General features: G+C 63.6%; 19 protein-coding genes. 10 read left to right on the plus strand and 9 right to left on the minus strand.

Annotated features, from left to right (window positions below; translation table 11 throughout):
• Position 1: 1 nt before the first annotated feature.
• The 9 genes from ACEN9T_RS22220 (at position 2) to ACEN9T_RS22260 (ending at position 8863) form a co-directional block, all read left to right on the plus strand.
• Positions 2-1285 carry an NAD(P)/FAD-dependent oxidoreductase gene (locus ACEN9T_RS22220; protein WP_413707080.1) on the plus strand — a complete coding sequence of 428 codons (1284 nt, stop codon included), beginning with the start codon at positions 2-4 and terminating at the stop codon, positions 1283-1285.
• A gap of 194 nt (positions 1286-1479) precedes the next feature.
• Positions 1480-2547: a tRNA dihydrouridine synthase DusB gene (gene dusB, locus ACEN9T_RS22225; protein WP_413707081.1), complete on the plus strand. Its 1068-nt coding sequence runs from the start codon at positions 1480-1482 to the stop codon at positions 2545-2547.
• Complete coding sequence (locus ACEN9T_RS22230) at positions 2544-2777, plus strand: Fis family transcriptional regulator (RefSeq protein ID WP_024976627.1); 234 nt, start codon at positions 2544-2546, stop codon at positions 2775-2777. The genes dusB and ACEN9T_RS22230 overlap by 4 nt, the downstream gene beginning before the upstream one ends.
• A gap of 96 nt (positions 2778-2873) precedes the next feature.
• Complete coding sequence (gene purH, locus ACEN9T_RS22235; RefSeq protein ID WP_413707082.1) at positions 2874-4448, plus strand: bifunctional phosphoribosylaminoimidazolecarboxamide formyltransferase/IMP cyclohydrolase; 1575 nt, start codon at positions 2874-2876, stop codon at positions 4446-4448.
• A gap of 83 nt (positions 4449-4531) precedes the next feature.
• Positions 4532-5077, plus strand: coding sequence for a crossover junction endodeoxyribonuclease RuvC (ruvC, locus tag ACEN9T_RS22240; protein WP_092973250.1), 546 nt, complete (start codon positions 4532-4534; stop codon positions 5075-5077).
• 79 nt (positions 5078-5156) lie between these two features.
• Positions 5157-6299 carry a glycerophosphodiester phosphodiesterase gene (locus ACEN9T_RS22245; RefSeq protein WP_413707083.1) on the plus strand — a complete coding sequence of 381 codons (1143 nt, stop codon included), beginning with the start codon at positions 5157-5159 and terminating at the stop codon, positions 6297-6299.
• Between the two features lie 100 nt (positions 6300-6399).
• Positions 6400-6981 (plus strand): Holliday junction branch migration protein RuvA, encoded by a 582-nt coding sequence (gene ruvA, locus ACEN9T_RS22250; RefSeq protein ID WP_012761185.1) that lies wholly within the window; start codon positions 6400-6402, stop codon positions 6979-6981.
• A 64-nt stretch (positions 6982-7045) separates the two neighbouring features.
• Positions 7046-8119: a Holliday junction branch migration DNA helicase RuvB gene (ruvB, locus tag ACEN9T_RS22255; protein WP_092973254.1), complete on the plus strand. Its 1074-nt coding sequence runs from the start codon at positions 7046-7048 to the stop codon at positions 8117-8119.
• A 27-nt stretch (positions 8120-8146) separates the two neighbouring features.
• Positions 8147-8863, plus strand: a complete 717-nt coding sequence (locus tag ACEN9T_RS22260) for a queuosine precursor transporter (RefSeq protein WP_092973256.1) — start codon at positions 8147-8149, stop codon at positions 8861-8863.
• Here the strand turns inward: ACEN9T_RS22260 and ACEN9T_RS22265 are convergent.
• From ACEN9T_RS22265 to ACEN9T_RS22280, 4 genes are read right to left on the minus strand one after another with little or no spacing between them, the layout of a single operon-like run.
• Positions 8860-9540: a histidine phosphatase family protein gene (locus ACEN9T_RS22265; RefSeq protein ID WP_092973258.1), complete on the minus strand. Its 681-nt coding sequence runs from the start codon at positions 9538-9540 to the stop codon at positions 8860-8862. The two genes, ACEN9T_RS22260 and ACEN9T_RS22265, sit on opposite strands and share 4 nt — an antisense overlap.
• Before the next feature lie 19 nt (positions 9541-9559).
• Positions 9560-10072 carry a D-aminoacyl-tRNA deacylase gene (gene dtd / locus ACEN9T_RS22270; RefSeq protein WP_092973260.1) on the minus strand — a complete coding sequence of 171 codons (513 nt, stop codon included), beginning with the start codon at positions 10070-10072 and terminating at the stop codon, positions 9560-9562.
• Positions 10069-11334 (minus strand): tyrosine--tRNA ligase, encoded by a 1266-nt coding sequence (gene tyrS, locus ACEN9T_RS22275; protein ID WP_092973758.1) that lies wholly within the window; start codon positions 11332-11334, stop codon positions 10069-10071. Before tyrS ends, dtd begins: the two co-directional genes overlap by 4 nt.
• Complete coding sequence (locus ACEN9T_RS22280) at positions 11321-11512, minus strand: hypothetical protein (RefSeq protein ID WP_175537156.1); 192 nt, start codon at positions 11510-11512, stop codon at positions 11321-11323. The genes tyrS and ACEN9T_RS22280 overlap by 14 nt, the downstream gene beginning before the upstream one ends.
• Here ACEN9T_RS22280 and ACEN9T_RS22285 point away from each other — a divergent pair.
• Entirely contained in the window at positions 11511-12665 is a 1155-nt protein-coding gene (locus tag ACEN9T_RS22285; RefSeq protein ID WP_413707084.1) for an anhydro-N-acetylmuramic acid kinase, read from the plus strand. The two genes, ACEN9T_RS22280 and ACEN9T_RS22285, sit on opposite strands and share 2 nt — an antisense overlap.
• A 66-nt stretch (positions 12666-12731) precedes the next feature.
• Here ACEN9T_RS22285 and erpA read toward each other — a convergent pair whose 3' ends face one another.
• From erpA to rplM, 5 genes are all read right to left on the minus strand, one after another.
• Positions 12732-13106 carry an iron-sulfur cluster insertion protein ErpA gene (gene erpA / locus ACEN9T_RS22290; RefSeq protein WP_004633183.1) on the minus strand — a complete coding sequence of 125 codons (375 nt, stop codon included), beginning with the start codon at positions 13104-13106 and terminating at the stop codon, positions 12732-12734.
• A gap of 126 nt (positions 13107-13232) precedes the next feature.
• Positions 13233-13637 carry a bactofilin family protein gene (locus ACEN9T_RS22295; protein WP_012761179.1) on the minus strand — a complete coding sequence of 135 codons (405 nt, stop codon included), beginning with the start codon at positions 13635-13637 and terminating at the stop codon, positions 13233-13235.
• Between the two features lie 43 nt (positions 13638-13680).
• Positions 13681-14436, minus strand: a complete 756-nt coding sequence (locus ACEN9T_RS22300; protein WP_413707085.1) for a DUF6776 family protein — start codon at positions 14434-14436, stop codon at positions 13681-13683.
• Positions 14437-14666: 230 nt separating this feature from the next.
• Positions 14667-15059, minus strand: a complete 393-nt coding sequence (gene rpsI / locus ACEN9T_RS22305; RefSeq protein WP_004633190.1) for a 30S ribosomal protein S9 — start codon at positions 15057-15059, stop codon at positions 14667-14669.
• Between the two features lie 12 nt (positions 15060-15071).
• A complete protein-coding gene (rplM, locus tag ACEN9T_RS22310) occupies positions 15072-15500 on the minus strand; it encodes a 50S ribosomal protein L13 (RefSeq protein ID WP_009239122.1) in 429 nt (142 codons plus the stop codon).
• Positions 15501-16162 lie beyond the last annotated feature (662 nt).

Genomic DNA, 16162 nt, shown 5'->3' on the forward strand with positions numbered 1-16162 from the left:
CGTGGCAACTCCCGAGGTCAGCGCTGCTGGCAATCGCCAGCAGATCACGGTGGTAGGCGCCGGCATTGTCGGCACGGCGTGCGCGCTACAACTGCAACGGGAAGGCCATCAGGTCACGCTGCTCGATCAGACCGGCATTGGCGAAGGCTGCTCATTCGGCAACGCCGGCTGCCTGAGCGTGGCATCGGTCGTGCCGATGGCGCTGCCCGGCATGCTCAAGCAGGTGCCCAAGTGGCTGGCCGATCCGATGGGTCCGCTGACGGTGCGTTGGCCCTATCTGCCGCGCGCGTTGCCCTGGCTGCTGCAATGGGTGCTCGCAGGCAATGAGGCGCAGGCCCGTGCGACGGCGCAGCCGCTGGCGAGTCTTTTCAGCGCGACCTTCCCCGGTTATCGCGACCTGCTCGACGCCGCGCAATATGACGGCCTGATCCGTCAGAGCGGCCATCTGTATGTGTGGCGCACACTGGCGCGCTCGTCGGGCGATGTGCTGGCGCAAGCCATTCGCGATGCCACCGGCGTACGCTCGCAAGCCCTGAGCGCTGGTGAAGCGCGCGAACTGGAGCCGGTGCTGGCCGCCGACATCCAATCCGGTCTGCTGCTGCCCGACAACGGCTTCACGGTGAACCCGGAACGGCTGGTCAAGACGCTTGCAGCCAACTTCATGGCGGCGGGCGGCACCTTCCTGCGCCGCAAGGTGCTGGACGTGGAGTTCGGCAGAAGTGGCTACGGCGGCCCAACGAGGCTGCACACCGATTGCGGCACGCTGCCCGTGTCGAAACTGGTGCTGTGCGCGGGCGCGTGGTCGATACGGCTGGGCGCGAAGCTCACCAGCATCCGCATTCCGCTCGACACCGAACGCGGCTATCACGCCACGCTGCGCGCGCCCAGCGTGCAGCCCTCGCGGCCGATCATGGATTGCGAGCGCAAGTTCATCGCCACACCCATGGAAGGCGGCTTGCGCATTGCCGGCACCGTGGAAATCGGCGGACTGGACGCGTCACCCGATTACCGCCGCGCGCGCATCCTTATGCAACAGGGCCAGCAGCTCTTTCCGGGCCTCAGATTCTCGGATGACAGCCAGTGGATGGGCCATCGGCCCTCTCTACCCGACAGCCTGCCCGTGATCGACCGCTCGGAGCGCCACCGCAACGTGTTTTTCGCGTTCGGGCACGGCCATTTGGGCATGACGGGCGCGCCGGGCACCGCCCGACTCATCGCCGATCTGGTCAGCGAGCGCCGGCCCTTCATCGACGCACGCGCCTACGGGCTGCAACGGTTCCGCTAGCGCCAGCCACGGCAAGAACCCGGCCGCCGACCGCACTGCCGCATAGTTTGTGCACAACATTTAGGCAATCCGGCGGTTTGGCGGTAAAATCTCGTCCTCGCATTTTTCACTCCCGTCGCTCCGCCCGATCGTCATCCGACGCTGGGCGGAAGGGGTGATTTTTCGTTTCTTTCAGCCGCTTCTCCTCGCCAGCCTTGCAGATCGGACCGCATATCCTCCGCAACAACCTGTTCGTCGCCCCCATGGCGGGCGTGACGGACCGCCCGTTCCGTCAGCTGTGCAAACGGCTGGGCGCGGGCTATGCGGTGTCGGAAATGGTCGCGTCCAACGCGCAGCTGTGGAAAAGCGAGAAGACGATGCGGCGCGCCAACCACACGGGCGAGGTCGAGCCGATCGCCGTGCAGATTGCCGGCGCCGAGCCGATGATGATGGCCGAAGCCGCGCGCTACAACGTCGATCGCGGCGCGCAGATCATCGATATCAACATGGGCTGCCCGGCCAAGAAGGTGTGCAACGTGGCCGCCGGTTCTGCCCTGCTGCAGAACGAGCCGCTGGTCCAGCGCATTGTCGAGGCCGTGGTCGGCGCAGTCGGCGATCGCGTGCCTGTGACGCTGAAGATCCGCACCGGGTGGGACCGCGAACACCGCAACGCATTGAGCGTGGCGCGCATTGCGGAGGATGCCGGTATCAGCATGCTGACCGTGCACGGCCGCACGCGCGCCGATCTGTATCACGGTGATGCTGAATACGACACCATCGCCGCGGTCAAGACGTCGGTGCGCATTCCGGTGGTCGCCAACGGCGATATCACCACGCCGGCCAAGGCCAAGCACGTGCTGGCCGTGACCGGAGCGGACGCCATCATGATCGGCCGCGCGGCGCAGGGGCGCCCGTGGCTGTTCCGCGAGATCGAGCATTTCCTGCAGACCGGCACGCTGCTGCCGGCGCCGGAAGTGGAAGAGATTCGCGGCATCATGAATGCGCATCTGGAAGAGCACTACGCGTTCTATGGCGAATACACCGGCGTGCGCACCGCACGCAAGCACATCGCCTGGTACACGCGCGGGTTGGCGGGGGCCAACCTGTTCCGCCACCGCATGAACACCATCGAGGACACCGCGGCCCAGCTGGCCGCCGTCAACGCGTTCTTCGACGAGCAGCGTGCGCTGTCCGACCGTCTGGTCTACGAAGACCAGGCCACCGGTGGCGACCACCCCACGACGGGCAACAACGACAACAACAAGGAACTGCTTGCCGCATGAGCCGCAACCCGATCGAACGTTGCATCCGCGACAGCCTGGATGCGTATTACCGTGACCTGGACGGCGAGAACCCGTCCAATGTCTACGACATGGTGCTGCAGGCCATTGAACGGCCGCTCCTGGAAACCGTGATGGGATGGGCTTCCAACAACCAGTCGCAGGCGGCCGACTACCTCGGCATCAACCGAAACACGCTGCGCAAGAAGTTGCAGCAGCACGGCCTCATCTGAGGTCGCAGGCCGGCCTTTGAACCGATTTCCTTTCTGACGGCGCCTCCTGCCAGTTCGGCAAACCCAGCGCCACACCCGCCCACCGGCGTTTCCACCATGATCCAGCAAGCCCTGCTTTCCGTTTCCGACAAGACCGGCATCGTCGACTTTGCCCGTGCCCTGCACGAGCGCGGCGTCAAGCTCCTCTCCACCGGCGGCACCGCCAAGCTGCTCGCCGAGTCCGGCCTGCCCGTGACGGAAGTGGCGGACTACACCGGCTTTCCGGAAATGCTCGACGGCCGCGTCAAGACGCTGCACCCGAAGGTGCACGGCGGCATCCTGGCCCGCCGCGACCTGCCCGAGCACATGGCCGCGCTGTCCGAGCACGGCATCCCCACCATCGACCTGCTGGTGGTGAACCTGTACCCGTTCCAGCAGACGGTCGCCAAGGACGAATGCACTCTGGCCGACGCCATCGAGAACATCGACATCGGCGGCCCGACCATGCTGCGCTCGGCGGCCAAGAACCATCGCGACGTGACGGTCATCGTTGACCCGGCCGACTACGCCACCGTGCTGGCCGAAATGCAGGCCAACAACAACACGGTCGGCTACGAAACCAACTTCATGCTGGCGAAGAAGGTGTTCGCGCACACCGCGCAGTACGACGGCGCCATCACGAACTACCTGACGAGCCTCGGCGCCGACAAGTCGCACAGCACGCGCAGCGCCTATCCGCAAACGCTGAACCTGGCCTTCGAGAAGGTGCAGGAAATGCGCTACGGCGAGAACCCGCACCAATCCGCCGCTTTCTACCGCGACCTCAAGGCCACGGACGGCGCGCTGGCAGCCTACAAGCAGCTGCAGGGCAAGGAGCTGTCGTACAACAACATCGCCGACGCCGACGCCGCGTGGGAATGCGTGAAGTCGTTCGACCCGGCCAAGGGCGCGGCATGCGTGATCATCAAGCACGCCAACCCGTGCGGCGTGGCCATCGGCGGCACCGCGCAAGAGGCGTATGAGAAGGCCTTCAAGACCGACTCGACCTCGGCCTTCGGCGGCATCATCGCCTTCAACGTGCCGCTGGATGAAGCCGCGGCGCACATCGTCGCCAAGCAGTTCGTCGAAGTGCTGATCGCCCCGGGCTTCTCGGAAGGCGCACGTGCCGTGTTCGCAGGCAAGCAGAACGTGCGTGTGCTGGAGATTCCGCTGGGAAAGGGCGTGAACGCGTACGACTTCAAGCGCGTTGGCGGCGGCCTTCTGGTGCAGAGCCCGGATGCCAAGAACGTGCAGCCGAGCGAGCTGCGCGTTGTCACCAAGCGCCACCCGACGCCGAAGGAAATGGACGACCTGATGTTTGCCTGGCGCGTGGCCAAGTTCGTCAAGTCGAACGCCATCGTGTTCTGCGGCGGCGGCATGACGCTGGGCGTGGGCGCCGGCCAGATGAGTCGTGTGGACTCCGCACGCATCGCCAGCATCAAGGCGCAGAACGCGGGCCTGACGCTGGCCGGTTCGGCCGTGGCGTCCGATGCGTTCTTCCCGTTCCGCGACGGTCTGGATGTGGTGGTCGATGCGGGCGCCTCGTGCGTGATCCAGCCGGGCGGCTCGGTGCGCGACGATGAAGTGATCGCCGCTGCGGACGAGCGCAACGTGGCGATGATCTTCACTGGCACTCGCCACTTCCGCCACTAAACGGCACGGTCGATCGACCGATCAGCGGGGCAAGGCGTAGACTGGCGCCTGCCCCGTTTTTCTTTTCTGCTCAGCTCCATTTCATGCGCATCCTCGGCATCGACCCCGGCCTTCGCACCACGGGTTTCGGCGTGCTCGAACGGCACGGCCACAAGCTCGTCTACGTGGCCTCGGGCACGATCAAGAGCAACGGCAATGCCGACCTGCCCAGTCGCCTGAAGACGCTGTACGACGGCGTCTCTGAACTGGTGAGCACATACCGGCCGGACTGCGCTTCCATCGAAAAGGTGTTCGTCAACGTCAACCCTCAATCGACCCTGCTGCTGGGCCAGGCCCGCGGCGCGGTGATCTGCGGCCTGATGAGCGGCGACCTGCCCGTATTCGAATACACGGCGCTGCAATTGAAGCAGGCCGTGGTTGGCTACGGCCGCGCCAACAAGGATCAGGTGCAGGAAATGGTCGTGCGCTTGCTCAACCTCGAGGGCAAACCCGGGGCGGATGCATCTGACGCGCTGGGCGTGGCGATCTGCCATGCGCACGGCGGCGAGACGCTGGCTGCCATGGCCGGGCTGGCGCCGCAGCTTGCGCAAAAGGGCTTGCGCGTGCGGCGCGGGCGCCTCGTCGGCTGACAGGATTCTTAAAGACGGCGGGTAGCTGCACCCACACGCGGCGACTACCATGCGGGGTACCCGTCTTCAGGAGCCCCCGATGCTGCGCCGTCTCGTCCTGCTGAGCCCGTTCGTCTTGATTGCCTCGCTGGCCTTGTCCGCCTGCCGGCTGGAATACAACCACGGTGGCGGCAACGGCGGTGGCAACACCACACCCATCGCCACCGTCCAGGTGATCGGCCACCGCGGTGCGCCTGCGTTGCGGCCTGAGCACACGCTGGCCTCGTACCAGAAGGCCATCGACGACGGCGCGGACATCATCGAGCCGGATCTCGTCTCCACCAAAGACGGCGTGCTGGTTGCGCGCCACGAGAACGAAATCTCTGGCACGACCAATGTGGCCGACGTCGCCACGTTTGCCGGCCGCAAGACCACCAAGACGATCGATGGCCAGAGCGTCACGGGCTGGTTTACCGAAGACTTCACGCTGGGTGAATTGAAAACGCTGCGCGCACGCGAACGCATCCCGAACATCCGCCCCGACAACGTCGCTTACAACGATCAGTTCGACATCCCCACACTCGACGAGATCATCGCGCTGGCGCGTGACCAATCCGCCAGGCTCGGCCGCAACATCGGCATCTATCCGGAGACGAAACATCCGACGTACTTCCAGTCGATCGGTCTGCCGCTCGAAGACAGGCTGATCGACGGCCTGCGCCGCGACGCCTTCACGGCCAGCCGCACGACGGTCTACATCCAGTCGTTCGAAGTCGCCAACCTCAAGGCCATCCGCAACAAGATCGGCAGCAGCCAGCCAAACTGGAAGCTCGTGCAGCTGATGGGCACATCCGGACGACAGCCCTACGACTTTGTGGTCGCCAAAGACAGCCGCACCTTCGGCGACATGATGACGAGCCAGGGCATGCGCGACATTGCCGCATACGCCAATGGCGTCGGCCCGGACAAGGGCAGCATCATGGGCCTCGACGCGAACGGCAAGCTGACCGACCCGACGGACCTGATCCGCAACGCGCACAACGCCGGGCTGCTCGTCCATCCGTACACGTTCCGACCAGAGAACACCTTTTTGCCGCCGTCGCTGCGCAGCGGTGCGGACAACACACGCAACGTCAACGGCTCGATTACGGAGATTCAGGCATTCTTGCGCGCGGGCGTTGACGGCTTCTTCACCGACGATCCTGCCGTTGGGCGGCAAGCCGTGTCGACCTTCAAACGCTAGTCTTCGCGCATCACAACCGTAGCGAGCGGCCGAGCCTGGATCGGGCCGCGCAGTAGGTTTGGGCTACACTGCGTCCCGTTTTGGAGGAGGAACCCCACCCATGATCGGACGCATCGCCGGGACGCTGATCGAAAAGAACCCGCCGCACCTGCTGGTCGATTGCCACGGCGTCGGCTATGAGATCGACGTGCCGATGAGCACGTTCTATAACCTGCCCGCCACCGGCGAAAAGGTCGTCCTGCTCACGCAGCAGATCGTGCGCGAGGATGCGCACCTGCTCTACGGTTTCGGCACCGCCGCCGAGCGCGAAACCTTCCGCCAGCTCATCAAGATTTCGGGCATCGGCGCCCGCATCGCGCTGGCGGTGTTGTCGGGCATGTCGGTGGCCGAACTCGCGCAAGCCGTGACGCTGCAGGAAGCCGGGCGGCTGACGCGCATTCCGGGCATTGGCAAGAAGACGGCCGAGCGGCTGCTGCTTGAACTCAAGGGCAAACTTGGCGCCGACCTGGGCGCAGTGCCGGGCGGCCCAGCTGTGTCGGACGACGCGGTCGACGTGCTCAATGCCCTGCTCGCCCTGGGCTATTCCGACAAGGAAGCGGCACTGGCCATCAAGCAAGTGCCGGCCGGCACGGGTGTCTCCGAAGGCATCAAGCTGGCGCTCAAGGCGCTGTCCAAAGGCTGACGCTCCGGGCGCGGCGAGACGGTAGAATGGCCTGCTCGCGCCTTCCCGGCGCCGTCTGCCCGTCATGATCGAAACCGACAAGCTCGCCGCCAAGGCTGTCTCTGCTGAGCGCATCATCTCAGCCTCCCCCGCCTCCCCCAACGAGGAGGCGTTCGAGCGCGCACTGCGCCCCAAGCTGCTCGACGAATACGTCGGCCAGGAAAAGGTGCGCGGCCAGCTCGACATCTTCATGACCGCGGCCAAGAACCGCAGCGAAGCGCTGGACCACGTGCTGCTGTTCGGCCCGCCGGGTCTCGGCAAGACGACGCTGGCGCACATCATCGCGCGCGAGATGGGCGTCAACCTGCGCCAGACCTCGGGCCCCGTCCTGGAGCGCCCGGGCGACCTGGCCGCGCTGCTCACAAACCTCGAAGCCAACGACGTCCTCTTCATCGACGAGATTCACCGGCTCTCGCCCGTGGTGGAAGAAATCCTGTACCCGGCGCTGGAGGACTACCAGATCGACATCATGATCGGCGAGGGCCCGGCGGCGCGCTCGGTCAAGCTCGATCTGCAGCCGTTCACGCTGGTGGGCGCCACCACCCGCGCCGGCATGCTGACCAATCCGCTGCGCGACCGTTTCGGTATCGTTGCCCGGCTGGAGTTTTATACGCCCGCCGAGCTGGCGAAGATCGTCATGCGCTCGTCGGGCCTGCTAAACGCCCACATCGTCGACGAGGGCGCGCTGGAAATCGCCAAACGCTCACGCGGCACCCCGCGTATCGCCAACCGCCTGCTGCGCCGCGTGCGCGATTATGCCGAGGTCAAGGCCGACGGCATCATCACACGAGAAGTCGCCGATGCCGCGCTGGCGATGCTCGATGTGGATGCAGTCGGCTTCGACCTGATGGATCGCAAGCTGCTCGAAGCGATCCTGCACAAGTTCAACGGCGGCCCGGTCGGTATCGACAACCTGGCGGCCGCCATCGGCGAGGAGCGCGACACGATTGAAGACGTGCTCGAGCCCTATCTGATCCAGCAAGGCTACCTGCAGCGCACGCCACGCGGACGCGTGGCAACAGCCTCGGCATACCAGCACTTCGGGCTGGGTGCCCCCAAGAGCGGGCCGGTGCGAGAGCTCTGGGACGACAATCAATAAGCTTCCACCAGCGCCGCCCGCCCCGACATGTCCGCCGCCCCGCACCACCCGAACCGCACGTTCCGCTACTACGACTTCGTCATGGCAGCCTTTGTCACGGTGCTGCTGTGCTCGAACCTGATCGGCGCGGCCAAGGCGGCGCAGGTCACACTGCCGATCATCGGGCCGGTCACGTTTGGCGCTGGTGTGCTGTTCTTCCCGATCTCGTACATCTTTGGCGACATCCTTACCGAGGTGTACGGCTACGGGCGCGACCGGCGCGTGGTGTGGGCGGGCTTTGCCGCACTGATCTTCGCGTCGTTCATGTCGCTGGTCGTGCTGGCGCTACCGGTAGCGCCATTCATGGCGGACTACCAGAAGAGCCTGAACGACGTGTTCGGCAACACACCCCGCATCGTCGCCGGGTCACTGATTGCGTTCTGGTGTGGCAGCTTTGCCAACAGCTACACGTTGGCGAAGATGAAGATCGCTACGGAAGGAAAATGGCTGTGGACGCGCATTGTCGGGTCCACGGTGGTGGGCGAGGCGGTCGACTCTTCGCTGTTCTACGTGATCGCCTTCTACGGCATCTGGCCGCACGAACAGGTGCTGCGCGTGGCCATCGCGCAATACATCCTCAAGACCGGCTGGGAGATTGTCGCAACGCCGCTCACCTACCGCGTCGTCGCCTTCCTCAAGCGCACCGAAAATGAGGATTACTACGACCGCGATACGAACTTCACGCCGTTCCGGCTGAAGGTTTAAGGGACGCGGCGGTCCACCTCGTCGAGCACCAGCAAATCCAGGTGCGCGACATCCCCCCATTGCAGTACGGTCAGTTGATGGCCGTCGGATGAGAGCCGGTTGATGCTCGCGTTGCGCAGCTCATGCTGGCGCGGCTCGGTGAGCGTCATGGCGTTGGCCTGGCGATACAGGCAATCGAGTACGCCGCCATGGCTGACCAGCGCGATGCGCTCGCCGGGGTGGCGACGGATCAGGCGAAGCGCAGTCTCGACCGCACGTTCGTGGAATTCAGTGAGGGTCTCGCCGCCGGGCGGGGCAAATTCGGGCACACGATTTTGCCAGGCATCAAAGTCTGCTGGATGCTGTGCGGCGACTTCAGCGTAGGTCAGGCCTTCAAACTCGCCGTAGCAGCGCTCGCGCAAACCGGCGTCGTCGCGCACGGTCACACCCACTTCATCTGCCAGGGCCTGCGCCGTCTGCTTGGCCCGCGACAGATCGCTCGCATAGACCGCATCGAACTGCTCGCGCGCGAGTGCCTTGCCCAACTGCGCCGCTTGCTCGAGCCCTTGCATGTTCAGCGGTACGTCGAGCTGGCCTTGCAGGCGGCGTTCACGGTTCCAGTCGGTCTCGCCGTGGCGGATCAGCACGATGTGCGTGATCTGCGGCATCGGCAGGGGGATGGCGGCGGCGCGTGGCATCACAGGGTTCCCGATCGAATCAGACAGATTTGGCCGCTTCCGGCGTGGCAGTCTTGGCAACAGACGCAGCGGCTTGCGGCGCCACCTGAAGCCAGAATGTGACCGGGCCATCGTTGACTAGCGACACCTTCATGTCGGCGCCAAACTCGCCGGTCGCCACGATGGGGTGCTGTGCACGGGCGCGCGCCACGAAGTGTTCGTACAGGCGGCGGCCATCTTCCGGCGCAGCAGCGGGCGTGAAGCTCGGCCGCGTGCCAGACTTGGTGTCAGCCGCCAGCGTGAACTGCGATACCACCAGCAAGCCACCTGCCTGCCCGTTGCCGTCGATGTTGCGCACGGGCAGGTTCATCTTGCCCTGCGCGTCGGAGAACACGCGGTAGTTGAGCAGCTTCTCCAGCAGACGATCGGCCTCGGCGGCGGTGTCACCGCGTTCGGCACAGACAAGCGCCAGCAGCCCGGGGCCAATCTCGCCGACGACGCGGCCGTCCACACGGACAGCCGCTTCAGACACACGCTGGATCAGTCCAATCACTTCAACACCACGCGCGCAAAGCGACGCTTGCCGACCTGCATCACGAAGGTGCCGGCTTCCACCTTCAGGCCCTTGTCGCTGACGACGGTGCCGTCGATCTTCACACCGCCCTGCTCGATATTGCGGTTGGCATCTGAGGTGGACGGGCAAAGGCCAGCCTGCTTGAGCAGCTGCGCAATGCCCAGCGGCGCGCCTGCCAGCTCGATCTGCGGAATATCGTCCGGCACACCACCGCGCGCGCGGTGGTTGAAATCTTCGAGCGCGCGTTCGGCATCGGCCTGACTGTGGAAGCGGGCAACGATCTCCTGCGCCAGCAGCACCTTGCAATCGCGCGGGTTGCGGCCCAGCGCAATCTCTTGCTTCATCAAATCGATCTCGGCCAGCGGGCGGAACGACAGCAGCGTGTAGTACGTCCACATCAGGTCGTCGGAAATGCTCATCAGCTTGCCGAACATCTCGTTCGGCGCCTCGCTGATACCAACGTAGTTGCCCTTGGACTTGGACATCTTCTCCACGCCGTCCAGGCCAACCAGCAACGGCATCGTCAAAATGCACTGCGGCTCCTGGCCGTATTCCTTCTGCAATTCGCGGCCGACCAGCAGGTTGAATTTCTGATCGGTGCCGCCCAGCTCCAGGTCGGATTTGAGCGCGACCGAGTCGTAGCCCTGCATCAGCGGGTAGAGGAATTCGTGCACCGAAATCGGCACGCCGGCCTTGTAGCGCTTGGTGAAATCGTCGCGTTCCATCATGCGGGCGACGGTGTACTTGGCGGCAAGCTGGATGATGCCGCGCGCGCCCAGCGGGTCGCACCATTCGCTGTTGTAGCGAATTTCAGTCTTGCTCGGATCCAGCACCATGCTGGCCTGACGGTAATAAGTCTGCGCGTTGGTCTCGATCTGCTCGCGCGTGAGCGGCGGGCGCGTGGCATTGCGGCCGGACGGGTCACCGATCGTCGAGGTGAAATCGCCGATCAGGAAGATCACTTGGTGCCCCAGGTCCTGCAACTGACGCATCTTATTGAGCACCACGGTGTGGCCGATGTGGATATCAGGCGCCGTCGGATCCAGGCCCAGCTTGATGCGCAGCGGCACGCCGGTCGCAGCGCTCTTGGCCAGCTTCTGCTCCCACTCGGCAGCAATCAACAGTTCGTCGCAGCCGCGCAGCGACACTTCCATCGCGTGCGCCACCTCCGGGGTCACCGGGTACTTGGGTTTGGCCGGCGTGGCGTTATCGGAAGCGGCGGAAGTGTCAGGTGCAGTCATGGCAAAAAGAAAGGTCACCGCGCCGCACATTGGAAAACGGCGCGAACGGATCAACAATCAGGGAAACGGTGCGTGCGCGATGACCGACATCGATTGAACCGTGCCGGCCGCGCAATCCGGGGATTTTACCGTGATGTGTCCATTTGGCCCGCCATTGCGCTGGTAAGCTGTCGCGCATGAGCTATCCCAACCACACCGCACTCCCCAGCGACCGCTACATCGGCTTGATGTCGGGCACCAGCCTGGACGGCGTCGATGGCGTGCTGGCGGACTTTTCCGGCGAACACCCGGCCGTCCTCGCCGACGCCTACATGCCCTTCTCGCCCGAACTGCGCCAGCGCTTTCTAGACCTGCAACACGCCGGCCACGACGAGATCCATCGCGAGGCGCTGGCCGCCAATGCCCTGGCCATGGCCTACGCCGACTGCGTTGCCCAGCTGCTTGCTGCCGCCGGTCTGGCAGCGCGCGACGTGCAGGCCATCGGCGCCCATGGGCAGACGATTCGCCATCAGCCCGGCACGCACGATGGCATCGGTTACACGCGCCAAACCCAGCACCCGGCGGTGTTGGCTGAACGCACTGGCATCGACGTCATTGCCGATTTCCGCAGCCGCGACATCGCCGCCGGAGGCCAAGGGGCGCCGCTCGTCCCGGCGCTGCATCGCGCGCTGTTCGGCCTGCCTGATGCATGGCGTGTGGTCTGCAACATCGGGGGCATCGCCAACCTCACCGTCTTGCCGCCGCAGGCCTCCGACGCGCGCGACGCTGTACTCGGCTTCGACTGTGGCCCCGGCAACGCGTTGATGGACTACTGGGTCCACACGCACCGCGATACCCGCTACGACGCCGACGGCGTCTGGGCTCGCACTGGACGCGTCGACGAAGCCCGACTCGCTCGTTTGAAGGCCGAGCCGTTCTTTGCCGCGCCGCCGCCCAAGAGCACCGGCCGCGACCTGTTCAACCCTGCGTGGCTGCAACAAACCCTCGGCGATGCGCTGAACACGGCTCGCCCCGAAGATGTTCAAGCCACGCTGCTCGCCCTCACCGCTGACACCATCACTGATGCCGTACGTGCCCATGCGCCGCAGGCCGCGTCAGTGCTGGTCTGCGGCGGCGGTGCCCGCAATGGCGCACTCATGGCACGTATCGCGCAGCAATTGCCGGCCGTGCGAGTCGCCCCGACAGATGACTTCGGCGTGCCCGCGCATCAGGTGGAGGCCCTCGCTTTCGCATGGCTCGCGCGCCAGTGCGTGCTCCGTGCCCACGGCAATCTGCACACCGCGACCGGCGCATCGGGCGGTCGCATCCTCGGCGCGATCTACCCCGCTTGAGCGCACAATTTGCAGGCAACAAAAAAGCGCACCGAAGTGCGCTTTTTCTTTGACATCGATGCGGCGTCAGACCGAGAACGACGAGCCGCAACCACACGTGGTCGAAGCATTCGGGTTCTTGATGACGAACTGCGCGCCGTTGATGTCTTCCTTATAGTCGATCTCGGCGCCCACCAGGTATTGGTAGCTCATCGAGTCGATCAAGAGCGACACGCCATTCTTGGTCATGGTCGTATCGTCTTCGTTGGTCTCTTCGTCAAAGGTGAAGCCGTACTGGAAGCCCGAGCACCCGCCGCCTTGCACGAACACGCGCAGCTTCAACTCCGGGTTGCCTTCTTCTTCAATCAGTTGCTTGACCTTGTCCGCAGCGCTGTCGGTAAAGACCAGCGGAGCCGGAACCTCGTTCACATCGGGCGTGGCTGCCTGCGCGACTGCGTTCATGAAAATCTCCTGTGGGAACGTCTGAAACTTGCTTGTATTTTAAGCGCAAGGTGCAAATCGTGCCGAAGCCTTGCGTTTCAAGTGGGCATTGTGCGGTGCGGCAGCAACGGCCAGCGCGCGATGTGATCAATCCTGATTGGACGCCAGCTTCAGATTGGGCAGCAACTTCACATCGCCAGGTGCCGCGTGCGTCAGCGTGCCCATGACGACCGCGCCCTGGTGCATTTCCAACGCCGCATATTGCACATTGCCCTCAATGCGTGCCTTCGGCTGCAACTCCAGCAGCTCCGCCACATGCACCGGGCCAACCACGGTGCCGTTCAGGATCAGATGCCCGACATGCACCTCGCCCTCGACGCGTGCGCTATCGGTAATCACCAGCATGCTGGGCTTGTCGGGATCGCCGTAAATGTTGCCCTTAATCTCGCCGTCGATCCGCAGACCGCCTGAGAAGCGCAGATCCCCCTCCAGCTTGGTGCGGGCGCCCAGTAGCGTTTCGATCGCCAGCCCTTTCTTCTTGCCAAACAGCATCGTCGACTCCTCTGTGTACGGATCCTCGACAGGACAACGCCCGTCAGATGGAAAAACTCTGGCTCGCTTTGATCTTGCCGTTCTGCATCACTTTCACCATCACCGATTGCACCGTGGTGCCGGGGGGCACGTCCACCCAGCCCTCGAGGCGCTGGTAGTGCGTGAGCTTGACGCGGGCGCTGGTAACGGGTGATCCGCTGGCCGCCGTGCCCGGGAAATCGATCGTAGCAGCTTTGCCACCCTGCACCACGTTCAGCGTGAGCGCCAGTTGCCCCTCGAATTCGGAGACCGGTGCAAAGGCTTTGCCGCCGCCTTGCATCAGCAGAACACGGAACCGCATGCGTGTCGGCTGTGCCTCGTCCGGTGCGATGCGGAAGCTGCGCACGTAGATACCGGCGGAATTGGTAGGTGCGGGCAACAAACTGTCAAAGAAGGCCAAGTCCTCTTTCAGCTGTGCGTTCTCGGTTTCCAGCGCCTTGAGTTGCTCGGCCATCTGCGCCTGTGCACCTTCGGCAATCCCGAGACGGGCATCCACCGTGCCGGCCGATGCGGAAAGCTTGTCTCGCTCGGCCTGTACGGCGGCCAACTTGGCAGTCAACTCACGATTCATAGCACGCAAATCGGCGTCGTGCGGGCCCGTCAGACGGCGCCCTTCTTCAAACGCCCACAGCGCGGCAGCTGCCGCAAGCCCAAATACCACCGCAATCAACAACACCGTGACCGGCCAAGGCAGGCGCGAACGTACGGTGACGTTCGGGGCAAGCAGGGAAGCACGACGCAACAAGCGACGCGCCTTCATGCGCCCGCCTCCTGATCCGCGTGGCGAATCAGAATCGGATTAGGAGAAACAGTGGATTGCATCATACGGACCGAACGCTAACGAAATGTGAATTGTAGTCTCGCAGACATGTCGGAGCTGTTGCAAAGGGTAAGCGAGGCGCTGAAGACATCACATCGTTTGGTTCGAACCCTCAAAACAAAAAACCACACCCAAGGGTGTGGCTTTTTGCTGAAGCAGCAGGAAACGAATTAACGCTTCGAGAACTGCTTGGCGCGGCGGGCCTTGCGCAGACCAACCTTCTTACGCTCGACTTCACGTGCATCGCGCGTCACCAGACCGGCCTTCGACAGGGCGGGCTTGAGCGTTGCATCGTAATCGATCAGGGCACGGGTGATGCCGTGACGCACCGCACCGGCTTGGCCGGTTTCACCGCCGCCGACCACGTTCACCTTGATGTCGAACGTAGCTGCGTGGTTGGTCAGTTCCAGCGGCTGACGCACGATCATCAGCGAGGTTTCACGAGCGAAGTACTCGTTGATGGCCTTGCCGTTGACGATGATGTCGCCCTTGCCGGACTTGATGAAGACACGTGCCACAGCGCTCTTGCGGCGGCCGGTGCCATAGTTCCAGTTTCCGATCATGGATTAGGCCCCTTAGATTTCCAGCGCTTTCGGCTGCTGAGCTTCGTGCGGATGCGAGCCTTCGGCGTAAACCTTCAGCTTCTTGATCATCGCGTAGCCCAGCGGACCCTTCGGCAGCATGCCCTTCACAGCCTTCTCCAGGGCGCGGCCCGGGAAACGCTGCTGCATCTTGCCAAACGTCGTTTCGTAGATACCGCCCGGGTAACCCGAGTGGCGATAGTACTTCTTGTCGGTCGTCTTGGCGCCCGTCACACGCAGCTTGGCTGCGTTGATAACGATGATGAAATCGCCGGTATCGACGTGCGGAGTGAATTCGGGCTTGTGCTTGCCGCGCAGTCGGTGTGCCACTTCGCTGGCGACACGCCCGAGGACCTTGTCCGTCGCGTCAATCACGTACCAATCGCGCTTCACCTCATGGGGCTTTGCGGAAAAGGTCTTCATGATTTTTCCAAATATTGAGTCAGTGCCCGAGTGGACCCGTATCGCGCTGAGAACTTGCGTTCAAACTGATCACGAACGGATCGTCTTGCGGACGCCTGCGCAACCCCATGCGAGGTCATCGCCGGCCCGCCTTCCCGCTTGTTGGTGCGGGCTCTCTGGATTTCTTTTCCGCGGGCAATCCGGAAAAGATTTCGATTGTACCCCGCACAGACTCCTTGACACAAGGGAAAAGGCGCGAGCGGGCTTTACAAGCGAAAAAAAACCCAAGCCATCAAGCTTGGGTTTGAATCCACCAAAGGAGGAGGGTGGAGGAGACACCTGCTGATCGTTGACTTGGTGGGTTGCACCGCATCAGCCGATCCAATGGTGCAAATTATACCCATTTCTGGGGCACACGCAAGGAAATTTGCACTACGAAATCTCATTTCGTAATGCGGAAAGAAAGTCAAGGACCGAAAAATCACGATATCCATTTTCAAATCAATTACTTACGCACCTCCCGTACTCAACCGCTTGCTTTCCGCTAGAGATATTCCTCGAATTTCCGCGCGATTTCGGTGCAAGAAAGTCGGGTTGCACCTTTTCGGACGGGTGTCACTGTCAAGCCGCGTTGACCCTAAGGTGTCAACGCGCGCGAGGACCGATGACTACAATGTGGCTTT

The organism is Ralstonia sp. Ralssp110 (genome assembly GCF_047325135.1).
Lineage (GTDB): Bacteria > Pseudomonadota > Gammaproteobacteria > Burkholderiales > Burkholderiaceae > Ralstonia > Ralstonia mojiangensis.

Excerpts from the sequence above, each read along its gene's own strand:
- rpsI (WP_004633190.1), bottom strand. The coding sequence starts at position 15,059 with ATGATCGGAAACTGGAACTATGGCACCGGCCGCCGCAAGAGCGCTGTG.
- ACEN9T_RS22300 (WP_413707085.1), bottom strand. The coding sequence starts at position 14,436 with ATGAAGGCGCGTCGCTTGTTGCGTCGTGCTTCCCTGCTTGCCCCGAAC.
- ACEN9T_RS22265 (WP_092973258.1), bottom strand. The coding sequence starts at position 9,540 with ATGCCACGCGCCGCCGCCATCCCCCTGCCGATGCCGCAGATCACGCAC.
- ACEN9T_RS22245 (WP_413707083.1), top strand. The coding sequence starts at position 5,157 with ATGCTGCGCCGTCTCGTCCTGCTGAGCCCGTTCGTCTTGATTGCCTCG.
- ACEN9T_RS22230 (WP_024976627.1), top strand. The coding sequence starts at position 2,544 with ATGAGCCGCAACCCGATCGAACGTTGCATCCGCGACAGCCTGGATGCG.
- ruvA (WP_012761185.1), top strand. The coding sequence starts at position 6,400 with ATGATCGGACGCATCGCCGGGACGCTGATCGAAAAGAACCCGCCGCAC.
- erpA (WP_004633183.1), bottom strand. The coding sequence starts at position 13,106 with ATGAACGCAGTCGCGCAGGCAGCCACGCCCGATGTGAACGAGGTTCCG.
- ruvC (WP_092973250.1), top strand. The coding sequence starts at position 4,532 with ATGCGCATCCTCGGCATCGACCCCGGCCTTCGCACCACGGGTTTCGGC.
- ACEN9T_RS22280 (WP_175537156.1), bottom strand. The coding sequence starts at position 11,512 with ATGCGCGACAGCTTACCAGCGCAATGGCGGGCCAAATGGACACATCAC.
- purH (WP_413707082.1), top strand. The coding sequence starts at position 2,874 with ATGATCCAGCAAGCCCTGCTTTCCGTTTCCGACAAGACCGGCATCGTC.
- ruvB (WP_092973254.1), top strand. The coding sequence starts at position 7,046 with ATGATCGAAACCGACAAGCTCGCCGCCAAGGCTGTCTCTGCTGAGCGC.
- tyrS (WP_092973758.1), bottom strand. The coding sequence starts at position 11,334 with ATGACTGCACCTGACACTTCCGCCGCTTCCGATAACGCCACGCCGGCC.
- ACEN9T_RS22285 (WP_413707084.1), top strand. The coding sequence starts at position 11,511 with ATGAGCTATCCCAACCACACCGCACTCCCCAGCGACCGCTACATCGGC.
- rplM (WP_009239122.1), bottom strand. The coding sequence starts at position 15,500 with ATGAAGACCTTTTCCGCAAAGCCCCATGAGGTGAAGCGCGATTGGTAC.
- ACEN9T_RS22260 (WP_092973256.1), top strand. The coding sequence starts at position 8,147 with ATGTCCGCCGCCCCGCACCACCCGAACCGCACGTTCCGCTACTACGAC.
- ACEN9T_RS22295 (WP_012761179.1), bottom strand. The coding sequence starts at position 13,637 with ATGCTGTTTGGCAAGAAGAAAGGGCTGGCGATCGAAACGCTACTGGGC.